This is a genomic window from Arthrobacter sp. ISL-95 (assembly GCF_018613695.1).
In the GTDB taxonomy this organism is placed as follows: Bacteria; Actinomycetota; Actinomycetes; order Actinomycetales; family Micrococcaceae; genus Arthrobacter.
Map to the genome: position 1 here is coordinate 683,103 of NZ_JAGGPR010000005.1, position 24,412 is coordinate 707,514.

The 24,412-nt window shown below is 61.6% G+C and carries 22 protein-coding genes; 14 read left to right on the plus strand and 8 right to left on the minus strand.

Features of this window, described 5'->3' with window-relative positions; genetic code table 11:
* The first annotated feature begins 79 nt into the window (after positions 1-79).
* The 3 genes from J7I86_RS09405 (at position 80) to J7I86_RS09415 (ending at position 2,773) form a co-directional block, all read left to right on the plus strand.
* The gene (locus J7I86_RS09405; protein WP_214819155.1) at positions 80-751 is read left to right on the plus strand and encodes a hypothetical protein; all 672 of its coding nucleotides are present in this window, start codon (positions 80-82) and stop codon (positions 749-751) included.
* 65 nt (positions 752-816) lie between these two features.
* The gene (locus J7I86_RS09410) at positions 817-1,497 is read left to right on the plus strand and encodes a metalloregulator ArsR/SmtB family transcription factor (RefSeq protein ID WP_214819156.1); all 681 of its coding nucleotides are present in this window, start codon (positions 817-819) and stop codon (positions 1,495-1,497) included.
* A 43-nt stretch (positions 1,498-1,540) separates the two neighbouring features.
* Positions 1,541-2,773 (plus strand): cysteine desulfurase family protein, encoded by a 1,233-nt coding sequence (locus tag J7I86_RS09415; protein ID WP_214819157.1) that lies wholly within the window; start codon positions 1,541-1,543, stop codon positions 2,771-2,773.
* A 9-nt stretch (positions 2,774-2,782) separates the two neighbouring features.
* On the opposite strand, the gene J7I86_RS09420 is transcribed toward J7I86_RS09415, so the two are convergent.
* Positions 2,783-4,018 carry an FAD-dependent oxidoreductase gene (locus tag J7I86_RS09420; RefSeq protein WP_214819158.1) on the minus strand — a complete coding sequence of 412 codons (1,236 nt, stop codon included), beginning with the start codon at positions 4,016-4,018 and terminating at the stop codon, positions 2,783-2,785.
* 159 nt (positions 4,019-4,177) lie between these two features.
* Between J7I86_RS09420 and mnmA the strand changes: the two genes are divergently transcribed.
* The 5 genes from mnmA to J7I86_RS09445 all read left to right on the plus strand — a co-directional run bounded on the left by mnmA (position 4,178) and on the right by J7I86_RS09445 (position 11,054).
* Positions 4,178-5,317, plus strand: a complete 1,140-nt coding sequence (mnmA, locus tag J7I86_RS09425) for a tRNA 2-thiouridine(34) synthase MnmA (protein ID WP_214819159.1) — start codon at positions 4,178-4,180, stop codon at positions 5,315-5,317.
* A 169-nt stretch (positions 5,318-5,486) separates the two neighbouring features.
* Positions 5,487-7,115, plus strand: a complete 1,629-nt coding sequence (locus J7I86_RS09430) for an ABC transporter substrate-binding protein (protein WP_214819160.1) — start codon at positions 5,487-5,489, stop codon at positions 7,113-7,115.
* 128 nt (positions 7,116-7,243) lie between these two features.
* A complete protein-coding gene (locus J7I86_RS09435) occupies positions 7,244-8,335 on the plus strand; it encodes an ABC transporter permease (protein WP_214819161.1) in 1,092 nt (363 codons plus the stop codon).
* A gap of 2 nt (positions 8,336-8,337) precedes the next feature.
* Positions 8,338-9,351, plus strand: a complete 1,014-nt coding sequence (locus tag J7I86_RS09440) for an ABC transporter permease (RefSeq protein ID WP_214819162.1) — start codon at positions 8,338-8,340, stop codon at positions 9,349-9,351.
* On the plus strand, positions 9,348-11,054 hold the full coding sequence (locus J7I86_RS09445) for an ABC transporter ATP-binding protein (RefSeq protein ID WP_214819163.1): 1,707 nt from the start codon (positions 9,348-9,350) through the stop codon (positions 11,052-11,054). The genes J7I86_RS09440 and J7I86_RS09445 overlap by 4 nt, the downstream gene beginning before the upstream one ends.
* Before the next feature lie 77 nt (positions 11,055-11,131).
* Here J7I86_RS09445 and J7I86_RS09450 read toward each other — a convergent pair whose 3' ends face one another.
* Positions 11,132-11,788, minus strand: coding sequence for an NADPH-dependent F420 reductase (locus J7I86_RS09450; protein ID WP_214819164.1), 657 nt, complete (start codon positions 11,786-11,788; stop codon positions 11,132-11,134).
* Positions 11,789-11,936: 148 nt separating this feature from the next.
* Between J7I86_RS09450 and J7I86_RS09455 the strand changes: the two genes are divergently transcribed.
* Complete coding sequence (locus J7I86_RS09455) at positions 11,937-12,326, plus strand: chorismate mutase (protein WP_159733727.1); 390 nt, start codon at positions 11,937-11,939, stop codon at positions 12,324-12,326.
* Between the two features lie 2 nt (positions 12,327-12,328).
* A complete protein-coding gene (locus tag J7I86_RS09460; protein ID WP_214819165.1) occupies positions 12,329-13,363 on the plus strand; it encodes a hypothetical protein in 1,035 nt (344 codons plus the stop codon).
* Between the two features lie 10 nt (positions 13,364-13,373).
* Here J7I86_RS09460 and J7I86_RS09465 read toward each other — a convergent pair whose 3' ends face one another.
* The 6 genes from J7I86_RS09465 to J7I86_RS22745 form a co-directional block, all read right to left on the minus strand.
* Entirely contained in the window at positions 13,374-14,087 is a 714-nt protein-coding gene (locus J7I86_RS09465; RefSeq protein WP_214819166.1) for a DUF4166 domain-containing protein, read from the minus strand.
* Between the two features lie 66 nt (positions 14,088-14,153).
* Positions 14,154-15,446: a DUF58 domain-containing protein gene (locus tag J7I86_RS09470; RefSeq protein ID WP_214819167.1), complete on the minus strand. Its 1,293-nt coding sequence runs from the start codon at positions 15,444-15,446 to the stop codon at positions 14,154-14,156.
* A gap of 32 nt (positions 15,447-15,478) precedes the next feature.
* Entirely contained in the window at positions 15,479-16,591 is a 1,113-nt protein-coding gene (locus J7I86_RS09475; RefSeq protein ID WP_286179499.1) for a MoxR family ATPase, read from the minus strand.
* A complete protein-coding gene (locus J7I86_RS09480) occupies positions 16,588-17,781 on the minus strand; it encodes a DUF4350 domain-containing protein (RefSeq protein ID WP_214819168.1) in 1,194 nt (397 codons plus the stop codon). Before J7I86_RS09480 ends, J7I86_RS09475 begins: the two co-directional genes overlap by 4 nt.
* Entirely contained in the window at positions 17,778-18,461 is a 684-nt protein-coding gene (locus J7I86_RS09485) for a DUF4129 domain-containing protein (RefSeq protein ID WP_214819169.1), read from the minus strand. Before J7I86_RS09485 ends, J7I86_RS09480 begins: the two co-directional genes overlap by 4 nt.
* Positions 18,458-19,423, minus strand: coding sequence for a glycerophosphoryl diester phosphodiesterase membrane domain-containing protein (locus tag J7I86_RS22745; protein WP_286179500.1), 966 nt, complete (start codon positions 19,421-19,423; stop codon positions 18,458-18,460). The genes J7I86_RS09485 and J7I86_RS22745 overlap by 4 nt, the downstream gene beginning before the upstream one ends.
* A 156-nt stretch (positions 19,424-19,579) precedes the next feature.
* Between J7I86_RS22745 and J7I86_RS22750 the strand changes: the two genes are divergently transcribed.
* The 4 genes from J7I86_RS22750 to J7I86_RS09505 all read left to right on the plus strand — a co-directional run bounded on the left by J7I86_RS22750 (position 19,580) and on the right by J7I86_RS09505 (position 24,382).
* Positions 19,580-19,786: a hypothetical protein gene (locus J7I86_RS22750; RefSeq protein ID WP_286179501.1), complete on the plus strand. Its 207-nt coding sequence runs from the start codon at positions 19,580-19,582 to the stop codon at positions 19,784-19,786.
* Between the two features lie 225 nt (positions 19,787-20,011).
* Entirely contained in the window at positions 20,012-20,686 is a 675-nt protein-coding gene (gene mtrA, locus J7I86_RS09495; RefSeq protein ID WP_014922244.1) for an MtrAB system response regulator MtrA, read from the plus strand.
* Positions 20,658-22,667: an MtrAB system histidine kinase MtrB gene (gene mtrB / locus J7I86_RS09500; RefSeq protein WP_214819170.1), complete on the plus strand. Its 2,010-nt coding sequence runs from the start codon at positions 20,658-20,660 to the stop codon at positions 22,665-22,667. Before mtrA ends, mtrB begins: the two co-directional genes overlap by 29 nt.
* Positions 22,664-24,382: an LpqB family beta-propeller domain-containing protein gene (locus J7I86_RS09505; protein ID WP_214819171.1), complete on the plus strand. Its 1,719-nt coding sequence runs from the start codon at positions 22,664-22,666 to the stop codon at positions 24,380-24,382. The genes mtrB and J7I86_RS09505 overlap by 4 nt, the downstream gene beginning before the upstream one ends.
* The last annotated feature ends 30 nt before the right edge of the window (positions 24,383-24,412 follow it).

Here is a 24,412-nt window from a genome sequence, read left to right on the forward strand (position 1 = left end):
CAGGCAGCGGGGAAGCGCGCTGTGAGTCGGTCGGTGCGGTTCCGACACCATAATTCAGACCAGACGGCAAGGAGACAAAGTGGCGAGCAACGTTCGACGGCGACTGGCCGGCTTGGTTGCCGGCGGAGCTGCTGGTGTCCTGCTGGCTGGCTGCAGCGTCAACGTTCCTGATCCTGCTGCGCCTAAACCGTCGCCGTCGGTGTCGACGCTTGCTACTCCCACCGTTACTCCAGGACATGACGCGGCCGCGGTGGCTGCGAAGGACTTGCCTCTCGCTGCAGGGGGCACCTTGGCCCCGGGTGAGCCTGTGACGGTTTCCTCGCGATTGGAGGAGGTTCCCGGGTGGTCGGTGGTTCACTCCGCACAGCAGGGCGAGAACCGGTATAAGAAGGCGGACGGGTGCACGTTCGTAGTCCGCGTCAGTGTGAATCAGGGCCCGCTGGTGGTGGCAGGCGATGACGCTGCGTCAACCAAGGAATTGTTTAACTACCTCAACGCCGGTGCACTGGAGGGCCTGAAACCGGCGTCGTTGCGTTGGGGAGAAGGATCGGACAAGCCACAACACAGTGTGGAGTTCCTTGGCCTGGAGTCTTCAGCAGCATCCGGCGGTAAGCCGGCAGTTGTCTTGGCCAGGTTGTTTAGTGCTCCCGCGTCGTCGGTGTATGTTTCCCTGTCGTGCCCGGATGACGCCACATTGAATGCTGCGCGCGCAGAGGCCATGGCCCGGCTCGTCGTGGTCCCGCCGTCCTGATCATGCCATTGCGTGAGGCCACCAGCTAAAGTAACGATTTGTATTTTTAGAGCTAACGTGAAGGTATGGCTGCCTTTGACCTTCCATGGATCCGGAATCTCGTAGCGGTCGCTTCCTTGGGCGATGAGAATCGCCGCAAGCTGTACGGATACGTTCTGGGGGCGGGGCACGCGGTAGGTCGGGACGAAGCTGCCTCAGCGCTTGAGCTGCCCCGCAGTTCGGTGTCCTTCCACTTGGACCGCTTGGTTCGTGAAGGACTCTTACGGACCGATTTCAGGAAGCCGCCTGAGAGAACAGGGCCAGGGTCGGGGCGGCCATCAAAGCTCTACAGCCCGGTGGTGGACGAAATTGGAGTCTCCATCCCCGAGAGGCATTACGACCTCGCCGGCCACATCCTGGCAGCGGCCCTCAAGAGCGCCAGCGATGGCGCCTCCGTTGCGGCAGCCCTTCATGACGTTGCTGCGCTTAAGGGAAGCGAGCTGGGAAGATCCGGTGATTTCACGGGTGTGCTTCGGGACCTCGGATACGAACCCGTAGCAGACGCCGCCGGGGGATACCGCCTGCGCAATTGTCCGTTCCACCGGTTGTCGCAGGACCACGAGGAAGTGGTGTGCGCCATGAATGGCGCCTTCCTCACCGGTGCTGCGAGGACATCCGGACTCAGCGCCGACAGTGTGGTGCCGGATCCCGACCACGGCCCGGGGCATTGTTGCGCACGCATCGCCGCCCCCAAGCATGACTCCTGAGTGCCCGGCGCCGCTCTAATTACTGCGTCGGTAGAATGAGAGGGTGCCTGTATACCTTGACCATGCTGCAACCACGCCCCTGTCGGCAGAAGCGCTCGCCGTCATGACGCGCGAGCTGGCACGGACGGGTAACCCTTCGTCATTGCACGGTGCAGGTCGCCGAGCCAGGCGGGCAGTAGAGGACGCCCGGGAGACGCTTGCGGCTGCAGCCGGGGCGCATCCATCCGAGGTCATTTTCACCTCCGGCGGTACCGAAGCTGACAACCTGGCAGTCAAGGGACTTTATTGGGCCAGGCGGGACGAGAACCCTCGCCGGAGGCGCATCCTGTGCTCCGCCGTCGAGCATCATGCGGTCATGGATACCGTCGAATGGCTTGAAAAGCATGAAGGTGCAGACGTTGTGTGGCTTCCCGTAGATGGCGAAGGGAAGGTCCGGCTCGAAGCAGTCAGGCAGGAAATCGAACGCGACCCCCAATCGGTAGCGTTGGTCACCGTGATGTGGGCCAACAATGAGGTCGGCACCATTCAGCCCGTTATGGAGATCGTGGAGCTGGCCAAAACGCACGGAATTCCGGTTCACTCGGACGCCGTTCAGGCCTTCGGATCGATCCCTGTGGATTTCCGGGGCTCCGGACTCTCCGCGATGTCCGTCTCAGGGCATAAGCTTGGCGGTCCCGTGGGGGTCGGGGCCCTTTTCCTGGGGCGGGCAGTGAAGCTGACGCCGGTTCAGCACGGCGGTGGCCAGGAGCGTGATGTGCGTTCGGGAACGCTGGATACCCCCGCAATTGCTGCTTTTGCCGCAGCCGCCGACTCTGTCACTGCAAACCTTGCGGCTGAGCGGGAGCGCCTAAGCACGTTGCGCGAGCGCCTTATCAGCGGGGTGCGCGAGTCGGTTCCGGATGCGGTGCTTAGGGGTGCCGCCGGAGACGGGAGGCTGCCGGGAAACGCCCACTTCACGTTCCCTGGTTGCGAGGGCGACTCGCTGCTCTTTCTTTTGGACCTGGCCGGCGTCGAGTCCTCCACAGGCTCTGCCTGCACGGCCGGGGTGCCCCGGCCTTCACATGTCCTCCTGGCCATGGGCTTGGATGAGGGCACAGCCCGTGGCGCCCAGCGTTTCACCCTGGGCCACAATTCAACCGATGCGGACGTGGATGTGCTCCTGAAGGCACTTCCCGACGCGTGCCTGAGGGCGCGGCAGGCAGGAATGGCTGGTCACGAATCCAGCATTCAGACAGCGGCGACCGTAGCCCGGCAAGCCTCGGCGGAGGCTTTGTAACAACGTCGTCTAGCCGGGTAGAAGCTCGTCGAGCGGCACCCCTGGATCCATCAAATTCCCCTCGTTCACTGGGATTCGGGCCAATATCAAGGCCTTGATGGCCTTCTGAACTCGGTTCTGGTTGACGCTCATTCCGGCAAGTACCTTGCCTTCCTTCAACCAGAAAGCAATGAAGCTGCCTTCGTCCAGTGAGCCGCGGATTACCGGTAGGTTTCCCGCAGTCAGCGAAGGAAAGCCTGAGTACTCCATGCTCAAACTGAACTGGTCCGTGAAGAAGTAGGGCACTACATCCAGCCGGGCGTCCAAGCCCATCATGGACTTGGCTGCCACCTTGCCGCCATTGAGTGCGTTGGCCCAATGTTCGCTGCGATGATGCTCACCGGTAAAGGGGTGGAGTGCATTGGCGACGTCACCTGCGGCGAGAACGTCCGGCGCGCTGGACCTCAGCCCGGCATCCACCGGAATTCCATTGCGTATGGCAAGCCCTGCGGCTTCGGCGAGTGCGGTATCCGGTATGACACCAACGGCAATGACGACGACGTCGGCGGGAAGGGTTTCGCCGGTAGTGGTGCGAACCGCCGTCGCCCTGCCGTCCTGCCCATCAATTCCCGCCGCGCTTGCCCGGAGACGGAAACCAACGCCCTGCTCTTCATGGACCTTCTGGAAATATCTGCCGAGTTCCGGCCCGATGGCGGCACCCAGGGGAACGTCTTCGAGTCCCAGAAGTGTGACGTCGTTGCCGTAGGCACGGGCTGCTGCTGCCAGTTCCATGCCGATCCACCCGGGCCCGATCATTACCACCTTCCGCCCTCCGCCCTTGAGGAGGGACTGAAGTTTCAGACTGTCATCAAGAGTTCGGAAGGTCATGACGCCGTCCAGGTCCGCGCCCTCCAGAGGGATCGTGCGGGGTCGCGCGCCTGTGGTTAGGAGCAGTTTGGAGTAGTGCAGGTCACGGCCGCTGGCCAGTGTCACCACGTGGGCGACGGGGTCGATCCGGCTGGCAGGGCCGCCCAGGACGAGCTCTACGTTGTTGTCTCCGTACCAGTCTTCCGGGACCACCAGTGCAGAATCTGCGTCAGCTTTGCCTAGGAGGAGTTCCTTGGACAGGGGAGGGCGAAGGTACGGCGTTCGGTTTTCGGCGCCCACCAGCGTGACCGCTCCTCCGTAGCCCTCGGCCCGGAGGGTTTTGGCCGCTGTGGCGCCGGCAAGTCCGCCGCCCAGGATCACCATGCGTTCGTTTTCCACGTCAGCTCGATTCTAAAACCAGTAATCTCGATTTTAGAATCACGAACGAGGCCGGTCAAGGGGTTTCAGGGCAGATGGCCAAGCGGGCTAGAATAGTTGGGCACGCCGGCTGTTTCCAGCCGGATCGGTTGCTCCAACTCCCACAGACAGAAAGCCAGCATGCGAGTACTTGCAGCAATGAGCGGCGGAGTTGACTCCGCCGTGGCCGCAGCCCGGGCCGTCGAGGCCGGACACGACGTCGTCGGAGTCCACCTTGCGTTGTCGCGCATGCCCGGCACCTTGCGCACCGGAAGCCGGGGCTGCTGCACTATCGAGGATTCGCGCGATGCTTGGCGTGCCTGCGATGTCCTGGGAATTCCTTACTACGTGTGGGATTTCTCGGAGCGCTTCAAGGAAGATGTCGTTCAGGATTTCATCGACGAGTACGCCGCGGGCAGGACACCGAACCCGTGCATGCGGTGCAATGAGCGGATCAAGTTTGCCGCCCTTCTGGAGAAGGCCATCGCGCTTGGATTTGATGCTGTGTGCACCGGACACTATGCCAAGGTCATCGAAGACGCCGACGGTAACCGGGAACTCCATCGCGCCGCGGATTGGGCAAAGGACCAGAGCTACGTTCTGGGTGTCCTGACCCACGAGCAACTGAAGCACTCCATGTTCCCGCTGGCGGACACTCCTTCCAAGGCCGAGGTACGTGCCGAGGCAGAACGCCGGGGCCTGTCCGTAGCCAACAAGCCGGACAGCCACGACATCTGCTTTATCTCCGACGGCGATACCCGCGGTTGGCTGGCCGAAAAGATTGACATGACCACCGGGGACATCGTTGATGAAACCGGTGCCAAGGTTGGCGAACATCCAGGTGCCAACGCTTTCACCGTAGGGCAGCGACGCGGACTGAAGCTGGGCACCCCCGCGGCAGATGGCAAGCCGCGGTTTGTCCTGGAGATCCGTCCCAAGGAAAACAAGGTAGTTGTGGGACCGGAGGCCTTGCTGGCGATCGACGAGATCCGCGGCATCAAGGTTTCGTGGGCCGGTTTGCCCATTTCCGAGGTTGCGAGCGGCGCTGAGTTTGATTGCCATGCCCAGGTCAGGGCTCACGGCGATCCCGTTCCGGCGATCGCCCGGGTGGAGGCCGTTGCTGATGATTCCGGTGTGGAGCGGGCCCAGCTGGTTGTGACGCTGACCGATCCGCTGCGGGGCGTGGCCCCGGGCCAGACCGTTGTTCTTTACCAAGGCAGCCGTGTCCTGGGACAGGCGACCATAGATGCTGCCCGGTCCCTTCAGCGGGAAGTCCTTTAGTCCGGAACCTTCACACTGAAACCTACTGGAAAGTAAATTTTGTGTCTCAAATCACAAAATAAGGGGTTCGTCGCCTTCTAAGTCTGGTTGAATCGTGGAATCAAGAGTGTGCGCCGTCACAAATATCCCACGGCGGCGCGCCGAATCCATCGAACAGAAGGTTCACCAGATGGCACTGAACAAGAAGGCCCTGCACGGCGTTATCGCGCTGGCGGGCATCTCCGCGCTCGCCTTGACGGCATGCACGGGACCCTCCGGCGGCGGCTCATCGTCCGCCCCGGCCGCCACAGGCCCCATCGCCTACGGCACCACTGACAAAGTCACGTCGCTGGACCCCGCAGGGTCTTATGACAACGGTTCGTTCATGGTGATGAACCAGGTCTACTCATTCCTGCTCAACTCCAAGCCGGGCGGTGCGGAACCCGTTCCGGACCTCGCCGAATCGTCGTCGTTCACGGCGCCGTCGGAGTACACCGTCAAGCTTAAATCCGGGCTCAAGTGGGCTAACGGCCACACCCTGGATTCCAAGGACGTGAAGCACTCTTTCGATCGTCAGGTGGCCATCAACGACCCCGCCGGGCCAGCGTCGCTGCTGACCAACATCGAGAGCGTGAGCACGCCCGACGCCACCACGGTGGTGTTCAAATTGAAGAACGCCAACGACCAGACGTTCGGCCAGATCCTCAGCAGCCCCGCCGCGCCGATCGTGGACGATGAAGTCTTTCCGGCCGACAAGATCCTTTCAGACGACGAGATCATCAAGGCAAACGCGTTCTACGGCCAGTACACGATTGACAGCTACAAGAAAAACGAACTTGTCAGCTTCAAGGCTTTCGCGGATTACCAAGGTGTTCTTGGCAAGCCGGCCAACGATGGTGCCACCATCAAGTACTACGCCAGCCCCACTAACCTGAAGCTGGAAATCCAGCAAGGAGCCATTGACGTCGCTTTCCGCAGCCTCAGCGCCACGGACATCGACGATCTCCGCAAGGATTCCAAGGTCAAGGTCCTCACCGGCCCGGGTGGCGAGATCCGTTACGTTACCTTCAACTTCGACACGATGCCGTACGGAACCAAAGCGGCCGGCGCGGACCCGGCCAAGGCACTGGCCGTTCGCCAGGCCGTGGCCAACCTCGTGGACCGCCAGGCGATCGCCGACCAGGTCTACAAGGGCACTTACCTGCCCCTGTACTCCAACGTTCCCAACGGATTCCTCGGTGCCAACGAGTCCTTCAAGGACGCCTATGGCGATGACGGAAAGCCAAGCCTGGACAAGGCCAAGAAAGTCCTGACGGACGCCGGCATTACTGAACCGGTTGCCCTGAACCTGCAGTACAACCCCGACCACTATGGCGGATCCTCCGGAGACGAATACGCCATGGTCAAGGAGCAGCTGGAAAAGTCCGGGCTCTTCACTGTGAACCTGCAGTCCACCGAATGGGTCACCTACAGCAAGGCCAGCCGTGCTGACGAATACCCGTTGTTCCAGTTCGGTTGGTTCCCGGACTTCAGCGATGCCGATAACTACCTCACCCCGTTCTTCCCCGAGGGCGGCTTCCTGAAAAACCACTACAACAACGCCACGGTAAACGAGCTCATCGGCAAGCAGCTCACCGAAGCGGACAAGACCAAGCGTGAAGCGGCCATCAAGGAAGTCCAGACCGCCCTCGCCAAGGACATCTCCACACTGCCCCTGCTTCAGGGTGCGCAGGTGGCGGTAGTCGGAAGCGGCGTCAACGGAGTCGACAAGACCCTGGATCCGTCCTTCAAGTTCCGTCTGGGCGTAATTTCCAAGTAACCGCACCTTTGTGATGCGAAGGGAGGCGGGACACTGATCCGGTGTCCCGCCTCCTTGCTGACCACCAACGTGGCAGGCACGCATCAGACAACCCCGCGCAATCCACGGGCAAGAAATGCAGGTAGCAAATGACAACACTTATTGAGGTCCCCGAGGCTGAGCCCGGCATCGTTGCTCCGAAGAGCAAGTCCGCAGCCGGGGGAGGGCTGGGCAGATACATCGTGATCAGGTTCTTCCTGATCATTCCCACTGTTTTTATCCTTGTAACACTGGTCTTCTTCCTGATGAGGGTCATCGGCGATCCCATCACCGCATCACAGGGCGGACGGCTGCCTCCGGACGTCCTGGCCCAACGCATCCACGATGCCGGGTACGACCGTCCGGTCCTGGTCCAGTACTTTGAGTACCTTGGCCAGCTGATTACCGGGAATTTCGGAACAACGATCACTGACCGGCGTCCTGTTGTTGAGGTGCTGACCACCTTCGGCGCAGCCACTCTTGAACTCTCCATCAACGCGCTGATCGTGGCGCTTGCAGTCGGCATCCCATTCGGGCTGATTGCCGCCCAGCATCGGGACAAGACCCCCGATGCCCTGCTGAGGTTCTTCGCCATCCTTTGCTACGCCACCCCGGTCTTCTTCTCAGGCCTGCTCCTCAAGCTGACGTTTTCCGTATGGCTCGGCTGGTTCCCGGTAGCCGGCCGTGCCTCCACCCGTACGGAACTCACCATGAGCGCTTTGGCAGCCCCAACCGGTATCTACTGGCTGGACGCGCTGCGCAGCGGAAACTTCACGGCCCTCGGTGACATAGCGTCCCACGCAGTCCTCCCGGCAATCGCCCTCGGCTTACTCACCGCAGGTGTGTTCCTTCGGTTGGTCCGCACCAACGTCATCGGAACGCTGGGAAAGGACTACATTGAGGCAGGGCGCTCCAGGGGGGTCAGCGAGTTCCGCCTGGTGACCAAGCACGCCTATAAACCGGCGCTGATTCCCATCATTACTGTCATGGGCCTGCAAATTGCCCTGATGCTCGGCGGCGCCATCCTCACCGAAACCACCTTTGAATGGAAAGGCCTGGGCTATCAGCTGGTGCAGTACCTCAATGCCCGCGATTTCGTGGCCGTCCAAGGCATCGTGGTGCTGCTGGCCATCATCGTGGCCGTCACCAACTTCATCGTGGATATCATTGCCGCGCTCATCGACCCCCGAGTGAGGTACTGACCATGAGCACTCCTCAATTGACCCGACCCAAGCAGCCCTTGTTCTCACGGCTTCCCGTGATCAGCCACCTGAAGAAGAGCGTAGGGCTCCAGCGAGGCATGCTCGTTGTGGGTGTTGTCCTTAGCGGGATCTTCCTCCTCACCAGCATCTTCGCTCCACTCCTTGCTCCCTATGGGTACTCCCAACTCAGCGATGCCTCCGGTTCCTTTCCCACCCAGGAAGCTCCGGGCGGCAAGCACCTGCTGGGAACCACAGTTGGCGGTTACGACGTTCTGTCGCGGGTGATTTGGGGTTCCCAAACAGCGGTGACAGTGATCATTGTGTCCGTGGCCATGTCCCTGTTCCTCGGTGTGGTCCTTGGGCTTCTGAGTGGATACTTCGGAGGATGGCTGGACAGAATCCTGGTAGTCGTCGCGGACGCCATCTATGCATTCCCAACCCTGCTCCTGGCGATCGTGATCTCAATCGTGATCAGCCGCGGGCAGTCCAGCTTCTGGGGCGGCATCTTCTCCTGTGCTTTCTCCATCACCGTGGTTTTTGTGCCGCAGTACTTCCGGGTCATACGCGCAGAGACCATCCGGCTTAAGGCCGAGCCGTTCGTCGAGTCGGCCAAGGTTCTGGGGGCATCCAGCGCGCGCATCATCGGGCGGCACATCTTCAAGAACGCCACACGGACCCTGCCGCTCATGTTCACCCTCAACGCCTCCGAAGCGATCCTGACACTCGCCGGCTTGGGATTCCTTGGCTTCGGAATCGAGCCCACATCCGCGGCTGAATGGGGTTTCGACCTTAACAAAGCACTTGCTGATACTTCATCGGGTATTTGGTGGACCGGCGTCTTCCCGGGCATCGCGATCGTCCTCACCGTCCTGGGGCTGACCCTGGTGGGCGAGAGCATCAACGACCTCAACGACCCCCGGATCCGTGGCCGCAAACGCGCGGGCCGAACACCAGCACCGGGTACACCGGCAGGACCAGAATCGCCAGCAAACCCGGCAGAGGCAGGGAAGTCATGACCACCAACCTTGGAAACGTCTCAGACGGGACAGGCAGGGATCAGCCGGTACTCACCATTGATCGGCTCCAAGTCACCTTCGCCACTGACGGCGGCGATGTTCATGCTGTCAAAGATGTAAGCCTGAACGTTGGAGCCGGTGAAGTAGTGGCCATCGTGGGTGAATCGGGTTCCGGCAAGACCGTGACGGCCAAAACCATCCTGGGCCTTCTTCCCGAAACAGCCATCAGTTCCGGCGCCGTAATCATCAATGGCAACAACGTCATCAGCGTCAGCCAATCCACCCTCCGCAAAATCCGCGGCCGCGATGTGGCCATGGTGTTCCAAGAGCCCTCCACGGCCCTGAACCCTGTCTTCACCGTGGGCTGGCAGATTGCCGAAGGTATCCGGGCACATTCCACTGACGGACGGCGCGTCTCCGCCAAGGAAGCCAAGGAAAGGGCAATCGAGGCACTCCGCAAGGTGGGCATCCCCGACCCTGAAACGCGCGTCAACTACTATCCGCACCAGTTCTCCGGCGGCCAGAAACAACGTGTGGTCATAGCTGCGGCATTGGCGCTCAACCCCGGACTGATCGTGGCCGATGAGCCCACTACCGCCTTGGACGTCACAGTCCAGGCCGAAATCCTACAGCTCCTGCGCGATTTGAGGGACAACTACGGCACCTCGATCGTGCTCATCACCCACAACATGGGAGTAGTGGCAGATCTGGCCGACCGGGTTGTGGTCATGTACCAGGGCGATGTTGTGGAGGAGGCCCCCGCCAAGGTCCTCTTTGCTGAACCCCGGCAGGAGTACACCAGGAAATTGCTGGCCGCAGTACCGCATCTCGGACGCAACTCTGCCTCCGAGGGTGCCCGGGGCCGGCTCCACCAGGAAGGCAAAATCCTGGTTGAGGCCAAGAACCTCACGATCGAATACCCTGGGCGTTTCGGCAGGCACGGGTTCAAGGCCGTGGATGATGTCAGCTTTACGGTGTCGGAAAACGAGGTCTTTGGGCTGGTAGGAGAGTCAGGTTCCGGGAAATCAACCATTGGACGAGCCATTGCCGGCCTGACCCGGACCACAGGGGGCAGCTTGAAAGTCCTTGGGTACGAGATGCTGGACTTCAAGGAGCGTTCCTTCCGTCCGCTGCGCAAGGAGATCGGCTTCGTGTTCCAAGATCCGGCTGCGTCCTTCAACCCGCACCTCACCATCGGCGAGTGCGTCGCCGAACCACTGCTTATCCACACCAAGCCGGGGGCCGCGGAGGCGAGGAAAAAGGTAGGTGAGCTGCTCGAATCAGTCCAGCTGCCGGCGTCGTACGCGGAACGTTACCCGCACGAGCTGTCCGGTGGGCAGCGGCAACGCGCATCCTTGGCGAGATCGCTGGCGCTCAACCCGCGCCTGCTGATCGCCGACGAACCCACATCCGCCCTTGATGTCTCGGTGCAGGCCAAAGTCCTGGACCTGTTCAAGGACATCCAGGAGCAGTACGGTTTCGCGGCCCTCTTCATCAGCCACGACCTCGCAGTCGTGGACATGTTGTCCCACTGGGTTGGCGTCCTTTATAAGGGCCGTCTGGTGGAGCAGGGGATTGGCAACCATGTGATGGGATCACCGCAACACGACTACACCAAGAAGCTCATTGCATCCCTGCCGGTACCGGACCCCGATGAGCAAGCACGACGGCGGGAAGCCCACCGCTCGCTGCTGGGTGGCTAAACAGTCCACGGGAAGGTAAGAAGAAGCGAAGGCACCCCCCTCGTGTGTGGGCGTGTCTTTGCCATTCAAGACGAGGTCTATTCAGAGACGATGCCAATGTTGAACATCTTTCCGTGAGGCTGTTGCATGAAAATACGAAGCCACAGCGGTAGCCACATCTCCAGGCCGCGGGCGGCATCGAGCCCACCCAGATCCCTGATGTGATCCGGCGCCCAGCCAAATTCCTGCAGGAGCCCGGACACAGTTGTCTTGGCAGTCTCATCGTTTCCTGCCATGAAAATGTCATGTGGTCCCGGGAGCATCCCAGGGTTCACCATCACCGGGGCGCTGACCGTGTTCAAGGACTTGACCACGCGTACCTCAGGGAAGGTCCGTTGAATGGACTCCGCGATGCTATCCGTATTGCACACAGTCAGGGAGGGAGGGAAACCACTCGCAGGATCCAGGGCATTGGAGACATCCAAGAGGATCTTGCCCTTGAGATTGGCTTCGCCTGCTTCTGCCAAGGCAGCCAGGCTTACCGTACCTGGAGTGGCATTAACCAACAGCTCGGAACCTGCGGCCGCTTCCGCAAAGGAGCCCGCGTGGGCAAGCGGACCTGCCTGGCCGGCCCACTCCATGCCCTTTGGATTGCCTGACTCGCGCGAACCCATGATGACCTCATGCCTCAGGGACACGAACTTCCCGGCGAGGGCGTGTCCCACCGTTCCAGTGCCCAGAACCGCGATCTTCATGGAGTCTCCTTTGCCGAACCAGAAGTGATGCTGCCATTCTGCTCCGATACACGCGGCGACGATACCGCCATGACTGCTCGACTTTGCCTCATGCCGGCCAGCAGGTAACACCCACGGCGGCACAACCTCACACCATAGACTGGGGTGCATGACCGAGCAGAACAACGCCCTTTCCCACGACGCCGATTCCTTCAACCCGGCAGCGAGCTCCTTGGCCGGCCACGTGGACCGTGCCGTCATGGATGAGCTGCTGTCCATCCGGTCCAGCATCGACAACATTGACGCAACTCTTGTTTTCCTGCTCGCTGAACGCTTCAAAGCCACCCAAAAAGTGGGAATCCTCAAGGCTACCCACAAGCTTCCGGCCGGAGATCCGGGCCGTGAATCGGCCCAGATCGCCCGCCTGCGCAGACTCGCCGAGGATGCGCACCTTGATCCGGCCTTCGCAGAGAAATTCCTCAACTTCATCATCAGTGAAGTGATCCGCCACCACGAGGCCATCGCCGAGGATCACCAGATCTCCAGCCAGCAGGCGTAGCCGTGACAGATTTGGATACCGTACGCGCCAGCGCCACCGCACTGGGGCCGTGGCCCGGCGCCGATCCCGCCGAAGCCAACCGGATCATCAGGGGCGAGTTGGGAGACCCCCACCTTCCTTTCCTGCCCGAACTGCCGGACCGAGGGGTGGGCTCGGATGCCGTAGGGCGGACGGGCTCCCTGCTGGTTGACCTTGCACTTGACGTCCAACCCCACGGCTGGCGCCTGGTGGACAGGCCCGGGAAGGATGCCCGCCGCGCAACGTCGGCATTATCGACCGACATCAACATTTTGGCCGATATTGCCGGTGCCGAGGATGTTTCAGCAATGGAGTTCAAGGTCCAGTTGCTGGGACCCCTGAGCCTCGCCGCCAATCTTCATCTGCACAGCGGTGAACGGGCACTCTTGGATTACGGCGCTCGCAGGGACATTGCCGAATCCTTGGCCGCAGGCGTCGGAGAGCACCTTAGGCGCGTTGCCGCCGCCGTCCCGGGCGCGCGCTTGGTCGTTCAGATTGACGAACCGGACATTGCCTCGGTCATGGCAGGAACCATCCCAACGGCCAGTGGCTACCGCACGTTGAGGTCCATCTCCGGGGAGGAAGTGACAGGTGCCTGGAAGCTGGTGATCGACGCCCTGAAATCTGCGGGCGTGGCAGAGACCGTTGTCTCCGTACCGGAAATCGAAGCGCCCATTGAGCGGGTACTCGCCGCCGGTGCCGACGGCGTCGCAGTGCCCTTGAAGGCCCTCACGTCACGCCAATGGGAGCAGCTTGCCGCAGCCGTAGAGGACGGGAAACGCGTGTGGGCAGGGGCGCTTTCCACCAGCGATCCCCGGGCGCAACTGCCGCGCACGTCCGAGGTCGTTGAAAGCATCTGGAAACCGTGGCGCCAGCTGGGCCTTCCTGCTTCCAACTTGGCGGGACTCCGCATCACACCCTCGACGGGACTGGCGGACTTCACTCCTTCAACGGCCAAGGATGTTCTGAAAAAGCTGTCACAAGTGGCTGACGGACTGGACCAGCTGGCTCAGGGCTGACTGCGAGAAGTCAGATTCTCTTTTCCCAGCGATCTGGTTCCGCATAGCGGGGTAGCGAGTTACCGGGGGCCGCTCCTGGCAAATACGGTGCCAGGCGGTAGTCGAAACGTCCTGCATACACAAGGACCAAGCCGATCTGCGGCTGGATGACCTTGACCTGGATGCGGTGCTTGCCCTCTGCGACGTCCCACCATTGCTCCGCGTAGGCACGCGCGTCAAGTGTGTCCGGCAACCGTATTCGCAAGGTGCCCAGGAACAGTCTGCTTGCTTTGGACACACCGCGAAGGCGGCCCTGGGCGGTTACGCTGACATCCAGGTCCGTGACCAAGCGGCGGTAACGGCCCACGTGGTCCACCAAGCGTGCGGTTCGATCCTCATGGTCAGGCAGGATAGCGCTGGTCGTATCGTGGAAGAGCCGTGTCCCTGTGGGAAAGTAGATCTCCCGGCGAGCGGTGAGGGCGGGGCGTCCGAAGGGATCTATATGGGCGTGGTTTTCGATCCTGAACGGAATACCCTCGCCATACTCAGGGAAGAAGGCCTCCTCGCCCCCTGTCAATGCGAGGAGCGGCCGCAACCACTTTTGCCGGCACCCCACCACGTCAAAGACACCTTCGCCGATTCCATACGATCCGGAGCCGGCCGCCAACGAAAAATACTCCTGGAGCTCCGGGGTAAGCCGGGCGAATTCCTCGCCCAGTGCCAGCTGGTAGATGGGGGTATTCATGGCAGTCCTTCCTTGACCACACATTGGAGCCGTACCTAAAACCGGAGCACGGAACTACATCCTGGATTAGAGCCGCCCGGCGGCTTTCAGTCGTATATACGTGTCAGCGAGCAGTGGAGGAACTTCGTGGGGTTCAGCGTCCACCACTTCGGCGCCGAGTTGCCGGAGCTGGACCATCACCGCTGAGCGTTCCAACAGGGCGCGTTCGGCAGCTGCTGCACGAAAAACCTGACTGGCTGTGGTCCTCTCTTCCTTCATGGCAGAAAGCAACGGATCCCGAACTGATGCCACCACCACAACGTGCTGGCGGGACAGTTGGGCCACAGTGGGGAGGAGCCCTTCTTCGGGAGCGCCGCCGTCGAGCGCCGTTAACAGCACCACCATCGAGCGGTGTGCCGAGACGGCACGCACCTGAGCCGGAACCTGCTGCCAATCGAGCTCGATCAGTTCAGCCTCCAAGGGAGCCATGGCCTGGACGAGTTGTCCCAGCAAATTCCCTTTTGACGCCGACTCAACCCGTGCGCGGAGCCTGCGGTCGTAGGCGAGGAAGTCCACACGGTCGCCCCCGCGCTCGGCTAGTACGGCGAGCAGCAGCGCCGCCTCAATTCCTGTATCGAGCCGTGGCTCATCATCGATTCTTGCCGCCGCTGTCCGGGAAGTATCAAGAACGATTACCACTCGCCGGTCGCGCTCCGGGCGCCACGTTCGTACCACCACAGATGTGCGGCGTGCTGTGGCGCGCCAGTCGATGGACCGGACGTCGTCACCGCGGACGTAGTCCCGCAAGGAATCGAATTCGGTACCTGCCCCGCGGATCTGGACGGCGGCCCTGCCATCCAGTTCCCGGAGCTTCCTGAGTTTGGAAGGGAGGTGACGCTTTGAGTGGAACGGGGGGAGGACCCGCAACTGTCCGGGCAGGACGCGTGTACGCTGCCTTGCCGCCATGCCCAGTGGACCCAAGGAGCGGATGGTCACGTGGGGGCTTGTGAGGTCGCCGCGTCGACGAGGGACCAGGGTCACGGTCATGCGGCGGCGCTCACCCGCCGGGACCACAAGGGATTGTGAAGGGTTCAGGGCGCCGGCTGAGGGTTGCCAAGTATCCTTTACTTCGGCCCGCAGTTTGCGCCGGGTGGGGTTGGTGACGGTTACTACCGAGTCCGCTTTGCCCTCAAGCGTTACGTTTCCAGGCAGGACGCGATCCAAGGTAAGCCGAGTGGGCGATGCCGCCTGCACCAGATCCAAGACCATCACAAGAATGAGTCCCGCGCCAACAAACAAGACGGTGCTCCACGTGGGAAAAGCCACCAAAGGCACCAGACCCAGAAGAGCCAACAGCACAAAACGACCCGTTATGGCCACTCAAGCCCCCTCGGCCAACGCTGGTCCGGTGATCATCGGGGTACCGGGACTGAGGCGAGGATACTCCCCAGAACATCGTCCACCACGATGCCATCCATCTGGGCTTCCGGCCGCAGGCCGACCCTGTGCCTCAGGCACGGCAAAGACAACGCTTTGACGTCGTCGGGGGTGACGAAGGACCTGCCGGACAACCATGCCCAAGCCTTGGACGTTTTGAGCAGCGCGGTGGCCCCGCGGGGCGAAACGCCGAGTTGGAATGAGGGCGCAGACCTCGTGGCGCGCACGACGTCGACGATGTAAGCGAGGATCTCCGGGGCCACAGCCACTTGCGCAACGGCTGCCTGGGCGTTGGAAAGCTCGACGGCGCCAGCCACCGGCCGCACGCCGGCTGCGGAAAGGTTACGCGGATCAAATCCGCTGGCGTGCCGGCGGATGACCTCGATCTCCTCAGCCCGACCAGGCAGCGGCATGGTCAGCTTGAGGAGGAAGCGGTCCAGCTGCGCCTCCGGCAGGGGATAGGTGCCCTCGTACTCCACAGGGTTCTGGGTTGCCGCAACAATGAACGGGCTCGGAAGGGGCCGCGACACGCCATCCACGGAAACCTGGCGTTCTTCCATTGCTTCCAGGAGTGACGCCTGGGTCTTCGGCGGAGTTCGGTTGATTTCATCGGCCAGCATGATGTTGGTGAATACCGGACCCTCACGGAAGGTGAACTCAGAGGTATGGGAGTCGTAGACCAAGGATCCCGTGACGTCACCGGGCATAAGGTCCGGAGTGAACTGAACACGTTTGGTGTCCAGGCTCAGCGCGGTGGACAGGGCCCGGACCAGAAGGGTCTTGGCAACGCCGGGAACGCCCTCCAGAAGGACATGTCCACCGCAGAGCAGGGCAATCAGCATGCCGGTTACCGTGGAGTCCTGACCGACGACAGCTTTGCCCACCTCGGTCCTGACATTGAGCAACGACTGCCGCGCCGGATCCTCGAGGGGGTACCTCTGCACGTTTTCGGCAGGCTCGTTTCCCGTGGCTCCTTCCAGACCTGAACTGTGCTGGCCCGTACCTTGCGGGGGCACCTCCTGCTGCAGGGCCTCGGGCTGAGGCGTCGTATCTGCATAGTGGCTGTTGCTGTCCGTGTGGCTGCTCATCGGGCGATCGCTTCCTGTTCGATTCGTTCAATCTGTTGGGCCCACTGCACCAGTTGTCCCTCGCTTTGCGGCATGAAGTCGATCAGGACGGACCGGACTTCCGGGGCCGGCAGCTCTACGTGGCGGGCTGTCGTGTCCAGAATTGCTTCGGTAGTGGCATCGGGCCCAAGGTTGAAATGCTTGGCCAGCCGTGAAAGGGTTCCTGCCCTTAGGTTCCGGGCGGCCCGATCCACAGCCCGTGAGTCCTGGTACAGACGCGCACGGCCCTCTGCCGTTTCGGCGGCTTTGACCACCACGGGCAGGGGCTCGAAAACCAAGGGGCCCATCCGCCGACCCCGCCATACCATGGCCAGCAGCGCCACGAAGCCCAGCCACGGGCCCGCGAAGGCAAGCCACCGGGGCGCGAGCTCGTTGAGGGTGGGACTCGAACTGGACGCCGGGATATCTCCGACGCCTGGGATATACCAGACGAGGTCCGGGTTGTTCCCCAGTGTCCTGAGGGCGAGGGCGGCGTTGCCCTCCAGGGCGAGGTGTTGATTGTCCATGAGCTCCCTGCTTCCCAACACAATGACCCTGCCATCGGCTGATTCGGCGTACAACCCGGGCCCGTTCCCACGCGGGGCGTAGCAGACTACGGGTCCTGAAAAGACGGAGCCCTGAGCAGTTACCCGGCCCGCTTCCAAGGCGTCGTCCTGGTCGCATCCGGGTTCAATAGCCTGTATTGTTTCCGGAACCACACCGCCAGGACGGATCCCATCAGTTAGGCCATTGAGTGTTCTGAGACGCGGGGTAACCACCACAACACGGTCTGCTGCTGCTGTGATCTCCTCAAGCTGGGATCGGTCAAGAAAGCCCTGCGCGTCAAAGAGGAAGACGGTGGCTTCATCTCTGGTTGATAGTGCTTCCAACGCGTCCTCGAACGTCTCAGTGGGCGTGACGGATACACCGTGGCGTCCCAGGATTTCGGCCACCGCCATACCGCCATCCGGTGCCGGGTTCCGTGCGGACAGACGCCGGGAGTCGGTGGCACCGGCAACGCTGTCGATGGCCAGGAAAATGACCAGACCAGCAAGCAGGGCTGCGATGGCAATCCAGGCTAGATGTTTTCGGAACCAGGCTCCGAAGCCCCGCCAGCCCGAAAGTCCTGCGGTAGCTGCCTCGTCCTGGCCCAGATGTTCCTTTGTTGTCATTGGGGTACCGCGAATCCGGCGTTGGCCCGACCTGCAAAGTCAGGCTTCAGCGCAAGAAGTTCAGCATCCAGTTGACGGACTGACTCGTAGTCCGCAGATGTTGCCGGGTGTTCGCCGTATCGCACAGCATCGAAAATACCGGCAGCGGCGATCAGATTGGCTCGTGCCGTGCCAAAAACCCCGCCCAGTTGAGCAGCGGCTTCATCTGCGGTCCTGCCGGCTCGAGCATCAATGATGTCCCGTTCTTCTGCAGAGCGGACAAGAGCACGGAACTGATCGACGACGGCGGCCGGCCAGTTGCCGCCGTCGGCTGCCGATGCCGCACGCGTACGGTACCCCTCGGCGTCGAGAGTTTTGTCGTCTCCATAAAGGTCTTCTGACTCTTTTGCCCTCCGGGCGTTCAGCCTCGGCCTCACGAAGACGATGGCGGCGATGATGAGCACCAAGGCCAGAACCACCATCAACGGAACAGCAAGATTGGGGCCGGTCCCGGATCCACCATCCAAAGATGAAAGCCAATCCATGAAATCCCGCCACATCTGTTGAAGCCATCCGGGCGTTGCGTCAGGGTATCGGGGGTTGGATAGCTCCTCAACGGCCCAGCGCCGCGCTTCGTCCCGGTCCGGTGTTACAGGCGGTTCCATCAATGCCGGGAAGGCCTCGATTACTGCTGCTCTCATGCCTGAGGTTGCTGCCCTGGCGGAGTAGACGGAAACTCTCCGCCGCTCGGTGGCCAGGCGGTGTTTCCAGGCACGGTGGACGGCCCGCCGGGGATCCCTTCAGGATCGGAACCCGTTTCCATCAACCGCATTAATTCAACGTCCAGGCCGTCCCGGCGCATGCGAAGGTCCATATAGATCAGGCTGGAAACGGACGCCTGAAAGGCGAAGGTCACGGATCCCACCAAGGCTCCTATTGCCGTGGAAATGATGGTAGTCAGAATCAAGGTGGAGGTCATCGACTCGGGGTCCGGGTGCGGAGCAACAACCCCACCGATGGCGGCGGCGGCCAAAGACACTGGAATCTGGACAATTTGGGCGATAACTCCCACCATGATGGCTACCACAAGGGTGATGCCGAAGATGCGCCACCAGTTGTTCTTGGTCAACTGCCAGGACCGGAGCAGTCCGTCGTAAACACCGGTCCGTTCCACCACTATCACGGCAGGGGCCAGCATCAGCTTCAGCCCAATCCACACAAAGGCCACAACTGCCCCCAGCCCCAGAGGCAGGACGATCAGCAGCGCGGCAGGCCCCATGGTGGTGAACAACAGGATTGCTATCCCGATCACCGCGGCAACGGCGAGCAGGCCGCCCAAGGTCAGCAGGGCGGCAACGCCAAGCAACGGCAGTATTCGGGGGGCCGCAAGCTTCCACATCTGTTTGAAGCCTGTCCGCCGGTTGAGCACAGATCGGGAAACGGGCACAACCAGGACACCTTGAAGCACGGATCCCAGGAACCCGATCAGCACCGAAACGCCCAAGGTGCCGGCCATGAAGGCGAAGAAGGGCCCCATCGCGTCGGCGAACTCTGCTTCCGAACTGACGGATTCAAAGGACGCCGACAACTGAACCATGCCCACAGAGACAATGCCGATCAGGACTGCTCCGAGGGCTTGTACGATCAGCGCGGAGCCAAACATGGAGGCAGCATTGCGGCGGATCGTCTGGAAAGAGCCATCAAGGATTTCGCCAAACTGCAGCGGGCGGAGGGGAATGACTCCGGGCTTTGGGGGAGCGACATAGAAAGGTTGTCCGTAGGGTGGACCTGGAGGCCATCCAGCAGGAGGTTGACCTGGATGATATTGCCCGCCACCCTGCGGCGCGGCCCAACCCTGGGGGCCGCCCCACTGTGGCTGGCCACCCCACTGTGGCTGGCCACCCCACTGGGGCTGGTTACCCCACGCTGGTTGACCGCCCCCTTGCGGTTGACCGCCCCACTGGGGTTGATTGCCCCCTTGCGGTTGACCGCCCGGCGGCGGATTCTGGCCGGGCTCTGGCTGTGACACGATTTCCTCCCCATAGGACCGGCCCGTCGACTCCCGACGTCCCCCACACGGACCTTCGCACCCAGCCTATAGTCCCGCCGTCGTCCCTCATAGCACCCTGCCCGCAAAGCCCTCGCGGGCAGGGTGAATAAACAGTGCAGTACGGTGGAAGTGCCCCCGGGGCGCCATGCCGTGCGCCGTGCCCAACGGGACAAAGACTTGGCGATAAGGGAATATATAACTATGAAGGCACGCATTCTGGTAGTTGACGACGACGAAGCACTCGCAGAGATGATTGGCATCGTCCTGCGCAATGATGGCTTCGAGCCGGTGTTCTGCGCAGACGGCGGCCAAGCTTTGGAGGTCTTCCGCTCATCGAAGCCGGACCTGGTGCTCCTGGACCTGATGCTCCCGGGCTCGGACGGGATTGAGGTATGCCGGCAAATCCGTGGCGAATCGGATGTTCCCATCGTCATGCTCACGGCTAAGTCTGACACTTCGGATGTGGTGCGTGGTCTGGAATCCGGCGCGGATGACTATGTGCCCAAGCCTTTCAAGCCCGCTGAGCTTGTAGCGCGGGTTCGTGCGCGGTTGCGGCCCGGCGACCAGAAGGCCCCTGAAACCCTGCGTATCGCAGACGTCACGATCGACGTCGCGGGTCACTTGGTGACCCGGGGCGGAGAACGAATTTCGTTGACGCCCCTTGAATTTGATCTTCTGGTTGCTTTGGCGCGGAAGCCGTGGCAGGTGTTCACACGCGAACTACTGCTCGAACAGGTGTGGGGATACCGCCACGCCGCTGACACCCGGCTGGTTAATGTCCACGTCCAACGGCTGCGCTCCAAGATTGAACGTGATCCTGAAGCGCCCGAGGTCGTTTTGACGGTGCGTGGTGTCGGATATAAAGCAGGTTCCTGAATCCCCGGTCGGCAAGACCGGCGCGGAGGGCGGAAACCCGGGGCCGAACAATCCCGATCCCGCCGGTGTCCAACAGGTGACCCCGGTGCAGTCAGGGTTCCCGGAAGTTTCCCCGGAGCAAGGGGAAGCGCCGCCTGATCAGCCGGTAGCGCCATTGGAGCGGTCCAGCAGGGACGCCCGGAGTCTCTCCTGGCTTCTGTCCCGGACTCGTATCTGGACACGCCGCGGCTTGATCCTGGTCCTTCGCGTTTCGCGGCTGGTGTCCATTGGCGTGCGCCAGATCAGGCCGGGATTGCGCTTCCTTTGGCGTTCATTGTTGCGGCGCTGGCGCCGGTCCTTGGAGTTCCGTACGGTCCTGACCACTTTGCTGCTGGCAGTGACGTCGTTTGCGATTGTGGGCGCATATCTGTCCAACCAAATTGCCAACAACCTCTTCCAGGAGCGGCTGGCGCAGGCCGAATCCGAGTCACGCTTCAACGTCAAACAAGTCCAGGACACGTTCGACGGCGCCCAGGTCACCGACCAATCAAGCGTCATCACCTTGGTTTATGACACGTTGACTGCCGTGGAAGGCCGCGGCTCGGTCATCCAGCGCAGATACGTCTTCGAAGCGGCTCCCGAACAAACAAAACCCCGTAACCGTTGGGTTGAGTCACGCGCTTCGGACCAGCTGACGGTTCGCGTCATTCCCCCCGAACTGCGTAAGGCCGTGCAAAACGGAGGCAAGCAACAGTTTTGGGCCTCCACCCAGTTCCCGGTGGGAAACGAAGACAGGCCCGGCATCGCCGTGGGAAACATGGTCACCTTCAACGGAACGGCCTATGAGCTGTATCTGATCTACGACCTCAACACGGCCCAGCAAACACTGGACGAGATCCAAAACGTCCTGTGGGCGGGCGGCGCGGCCCTTGTGCTCATGATCGGTGCCATTGCCTGGTACGTGACCCGTAACGTGGTCAGCCCGGTAAGCCACGCTGCTGTGGTGTCGGAAAAGCTTGCTGCGGGCCAGCTGCAGGAACGCATGGTAGTCAAGGGAGAAGACGAAGTCGCGCGATTGGGCGCGTCCTTCAATCACATGGCCGCAAGCCTCCAGGAACAGATCACCCAGTTGGCGACTCTGTCGCAGATGCAACAACGCTTCGTGTCCGATGTGTCCCATGAACTGCGGACCCCGCTCACGACGGTACGCATGGCGGCTGAAGTCCTCTTCGATGCGCGGGACGATTTCGACCCCATGAACAAGAGGTCGGCAGAGTTGCTCTATCACCAGGTCGAGCGCTTTCAGTCCCTGCTTTCGGACCTGCTGGAGATTTCACGGTTTGACGCCGGCGCTGCAGTCCTTGATGCAGAACCGCAGGACATCTTCCAGGTAATCTCGCATGTCATGGAAGGCGCGGCACCGGTGGCTGCGGAGTACGGTTCCGAAGTACGGCTGAACGCCCGCCAGAAGAGCATCATTGTGGAGATGGATTCCCGCAGGATCGACCGCATTCTCCGCAATTTGTTGCTCAATGCCCTGGAACACGGCGAGGGGCAGCCAATCCATATATCCGTTGCGGCGAACCATGATGCCGTAGCAGTGTCAGTAAGGGACCACGGCATCGGGATGACCCAGACTGAAGCTGCCCGGGTCTTCGATCGTTTCTGGCGGGCAGATCCTGCCCGGGCCCGCACCACCGGGGGAAGCGGCTTGGGCCTTTCCATTGCTGCCGAAGACACCAAGCTTCACAATGGTTGGCTCCAAGCATGGGGACGAAAGGGGGCCGGTTCCAACTTCCGCTTGACGCTTCCCCTGCGGCAAGGCGGCACCATTGTGAAGTCTCCGCTTCAGCTGGAACCTGCGGACATTGAGTTCCCTGGAGCGGCAAGCGAACGGCAGATGCTCGTACTGGGTCCGGAATCCGGAGGCACGTCGCCACGGCCCCAAATGGTGAGCGGGAAGCCACTGCCCGTCGACGAAGGAGCAGAGGAGAGCTCGTGAGAACGCTGAGTTCAAGGCGCAGCAGGGCAGCAGCGGCGCTGTTGGCCGTGCTGATGATCCTGCTGGCTTCCTGTGCACAAATTCCCCGCTCCGGACCTGTTGGCAAGAGCAAAGACGAAGGCGCAGGCAACCCCAATGCTCCCGTCTTTTTTCCTGCTGCCCCGAGAGCCGGTTCCAGTCCGGAGACTGTTATTGAAGATTTCTACATGGCCGGCAGCGGGTATGAGGACGACTACCCTGTGGCACGCCAGTTCCTGACCCAAGCCCAGTCCGTGACGTGGAAGCCGGACAAACGGGCCCTCGTGTTTCGCGAGGCACAAGTGGTCAAAACAGTAGGGGAGAACGAATACCTCTACGAACTCGACCTCGCATATTCGGTGGATGCTGACGGCGTTGCAACTCAGTTCCCTCCCGGCACCAAGGAAACCATCCCCTTAACGCTCGAGCAGGTGGAGGGAGAATGGCGGATTTCCAAGGTCCCTGATGGCACAGCCATACCGGAGGAAACGTTCAAGGTCATCTACGGCGCCAATCCCATCTACTTCTACGACCCCACGTTTACCTACGCAGTGCCGGACTACCGATGGTTCATTAAGAAGAACACCGTAAAGTCCATGACCAGTGCTTTGCTTGCAGGCCCGGCCCCATACCTGAGAGGGGCCGTGGTCAGTGCCTTCCCCTCGGGGATGAAGCTCGCCCGGGAATCCGTGCCGGTTGTCTCCGGCGCAGCACAGGTGGACCTCTCCGCCAAGGAGCTGTTCGACGCCTCCGCTGAGGACCGTCAGAGGATGCAGAACCAGTTGGCACTGACCTTTCGTAGTCAGCCCGATGTGATCAACGTTCAGCTTCGCGCTGATCAGGATCTGGTACGCGTCGAAGACAACGGGACTGTGCTGCCTCCAGTCCTGGACAAGAGTGTTCCCGCCCGCCAGATCGCAGTGAACAACGGCGACCTGGTGCGCTACGAGAACAACAGGGTAACTCAGCTGCCGGACATACAGCCGGTTGCCGGGCTTGGCCCGCACTCACCCGCTGAGTCGCCGGTCTCCCAGACCGCAGCTTTCCTCAATGGCGACAAAACCACTCTTTACTCCATCGAACCGGGGCAGGCGGCTCGGCAACTAACCACGAGAAGCACGCTGACCGGTCCTTCATTCAGCCCAAACGACTGGGTGTGGACAGCGGGTCCCGGTGCCACCGGAGCTGCCGAAGTGGTGGCTTACAAGCCCACAGGCATAGCTCCTGGCGCCACGGTTCCCAGCGTCACCATGACGCCGTCCTGGCTGACGGGACGAACAGTCAAGGATTTCAGGATCTCCCGCGAGGGAACCAGGGCGCTGGTCATTTCCGAGGCTAACGGTAAATCCGCCGTGCAGATTACAGGCATAGTCCGGAACCCGGACGGCGTTCCAAAGGACCTCACCCTTCCCATCACCCTGCTCGGTAACAGTGCCGCTGATCAAGGCGCGTGGGTCAACGGGTCCACGGTGGCTGTGATGTCCGGCTCGGCTTCTTCAACGGTGGTTCCGGAGCTCTTGTCGCTGGCATCCGGTGAACCTCAGCAGTTGGCACCCTGGGACGGACTGACCAGCCTCAGCGTTGGAAACGGTGCAGAGCAAATCTACGGTCAGTCAGCTGCCGGGATTTTCCAACGAGTCGGAAATGGCTGGGAGCTCCAACTGAAAGGACCTACCGAGCCGGCCTTCCCGGGCTGAGTTCCCGGTGTCTTTTTCCGGCCTTTATCC

What these genes read in the sequence shown, in the direction of transcription:
- J7I86_RS09430 (WP_214819160.1), top strand. Translation starts at nt 5,487, where the DNA reads ATGGCACTGAACAAGAAGGCCCTGCACGGCGTTATCGCGCTGGCGGGC.
- mnmA (WP_214819159.1), top strand. Translation starts at nt 4,178, where the DNA reads ATGCGAGTACTTGCAGCAATGAGCGGCGGAGTTGACTCCGCCGTGGCC.
- J7I86_RS09455 (WP_159733727.1), top strand. Translation starts at nt 11,937, where the DNA reads ATGACCGAGCAGAACAACGCCCTTTCCCACGACGCCGATTCCTTCAAC.
- J7I86_RS09485 (WP_214819169.1), bottom strand. Translation starts at nt 18,461, where the DNA reads ATGAGAGCAGCAGTAATCGAGGCCTTCCCGGCATTGATGGAACCGCCT.
- J7I86_RS09440 (WP_214819162.1), top strand. Translation starts at nt 8,338, where the DNA reads ATGAGCACTCCTCAATTGACCCGACCCAAGCAGCCCTTGTTCTCACGG.
- mtrA (WP_014922244.1), top strand. Translation starts at nt 20,012, where the DNA reads ATGAAGGCACGCATTCTGGTAGTTGACGACGACGAAGCACTCGCAGAG.
- J7I86_RS09480 (WP_214819168.1), bottom strand. Translation starts at nt 17,781, where the DNA reads ATGACAACAAAGGAACATCTGGGCCAGGACGAGGCAGCTACCGCAGGA.
- J7I86_RS22750 (WP_286179501.1), top strand. Translation starts at nt 19,580, where the DNA reads ATGATATTGCCCGCCACCCTGCGGCGCGGCCCAACCCTGGGGGCCGCC.
- J7I86_RS09410 (WP_214819156.1), top strand. Translation starts at nt 817, where the DNA reads ATGGCTGCCTTTGACCTTCCATGGATCCGGAATCTCGTAGCGGTCGCT.
- J7I86_RS09435 (WP_214819161.1), top strand. Translation starts at nt 7,244, where the DNA reads ATGACAACACTTATTGAGGTCCCCGAGGCTGAGCCCGGCATCGTTGCT.
- J7I86_RS09450 (WP_214819164.1), bottom strand. Translation starts at nt 11,788, where the DNA reads ATGAAGATCGCGGTTCTGGGCACTGGAACGGTGGGACACGCCCTCGCC.
- J7I86_RS09465 (WP_214819166.1), bottom strand. Translation starts at nt 14,087, where the DNA reads ATGAATACCCCCATCTACCAGCTGGCACTGGGCGAGGAATTCGCCCGG.
- J7I86_RS09475 (WP_286179499.1), bottom strand. Translation starts at nt 16,591, where the DNA reads ATGAGCAGCCACACGGACAGCAACAGCCACTATGCAGATACGACGCCT.
- J7I86_RS09445 (WP_214819163.1), top strand. Translation starts at nt 9,348, where the DNA reads ATGACCACCAACCTTGGAAACGTCTCAGACGGGACAGGCAGGGATCAG.
- J7I86_RS22745 (WP_286179500.1), bottom strand. Translation starts at nt 19,423, where the DNA reads ATGTTTGGCTCCGCGCTGATCGTACAAGCCCTCGGAGCAGTCCTGATC.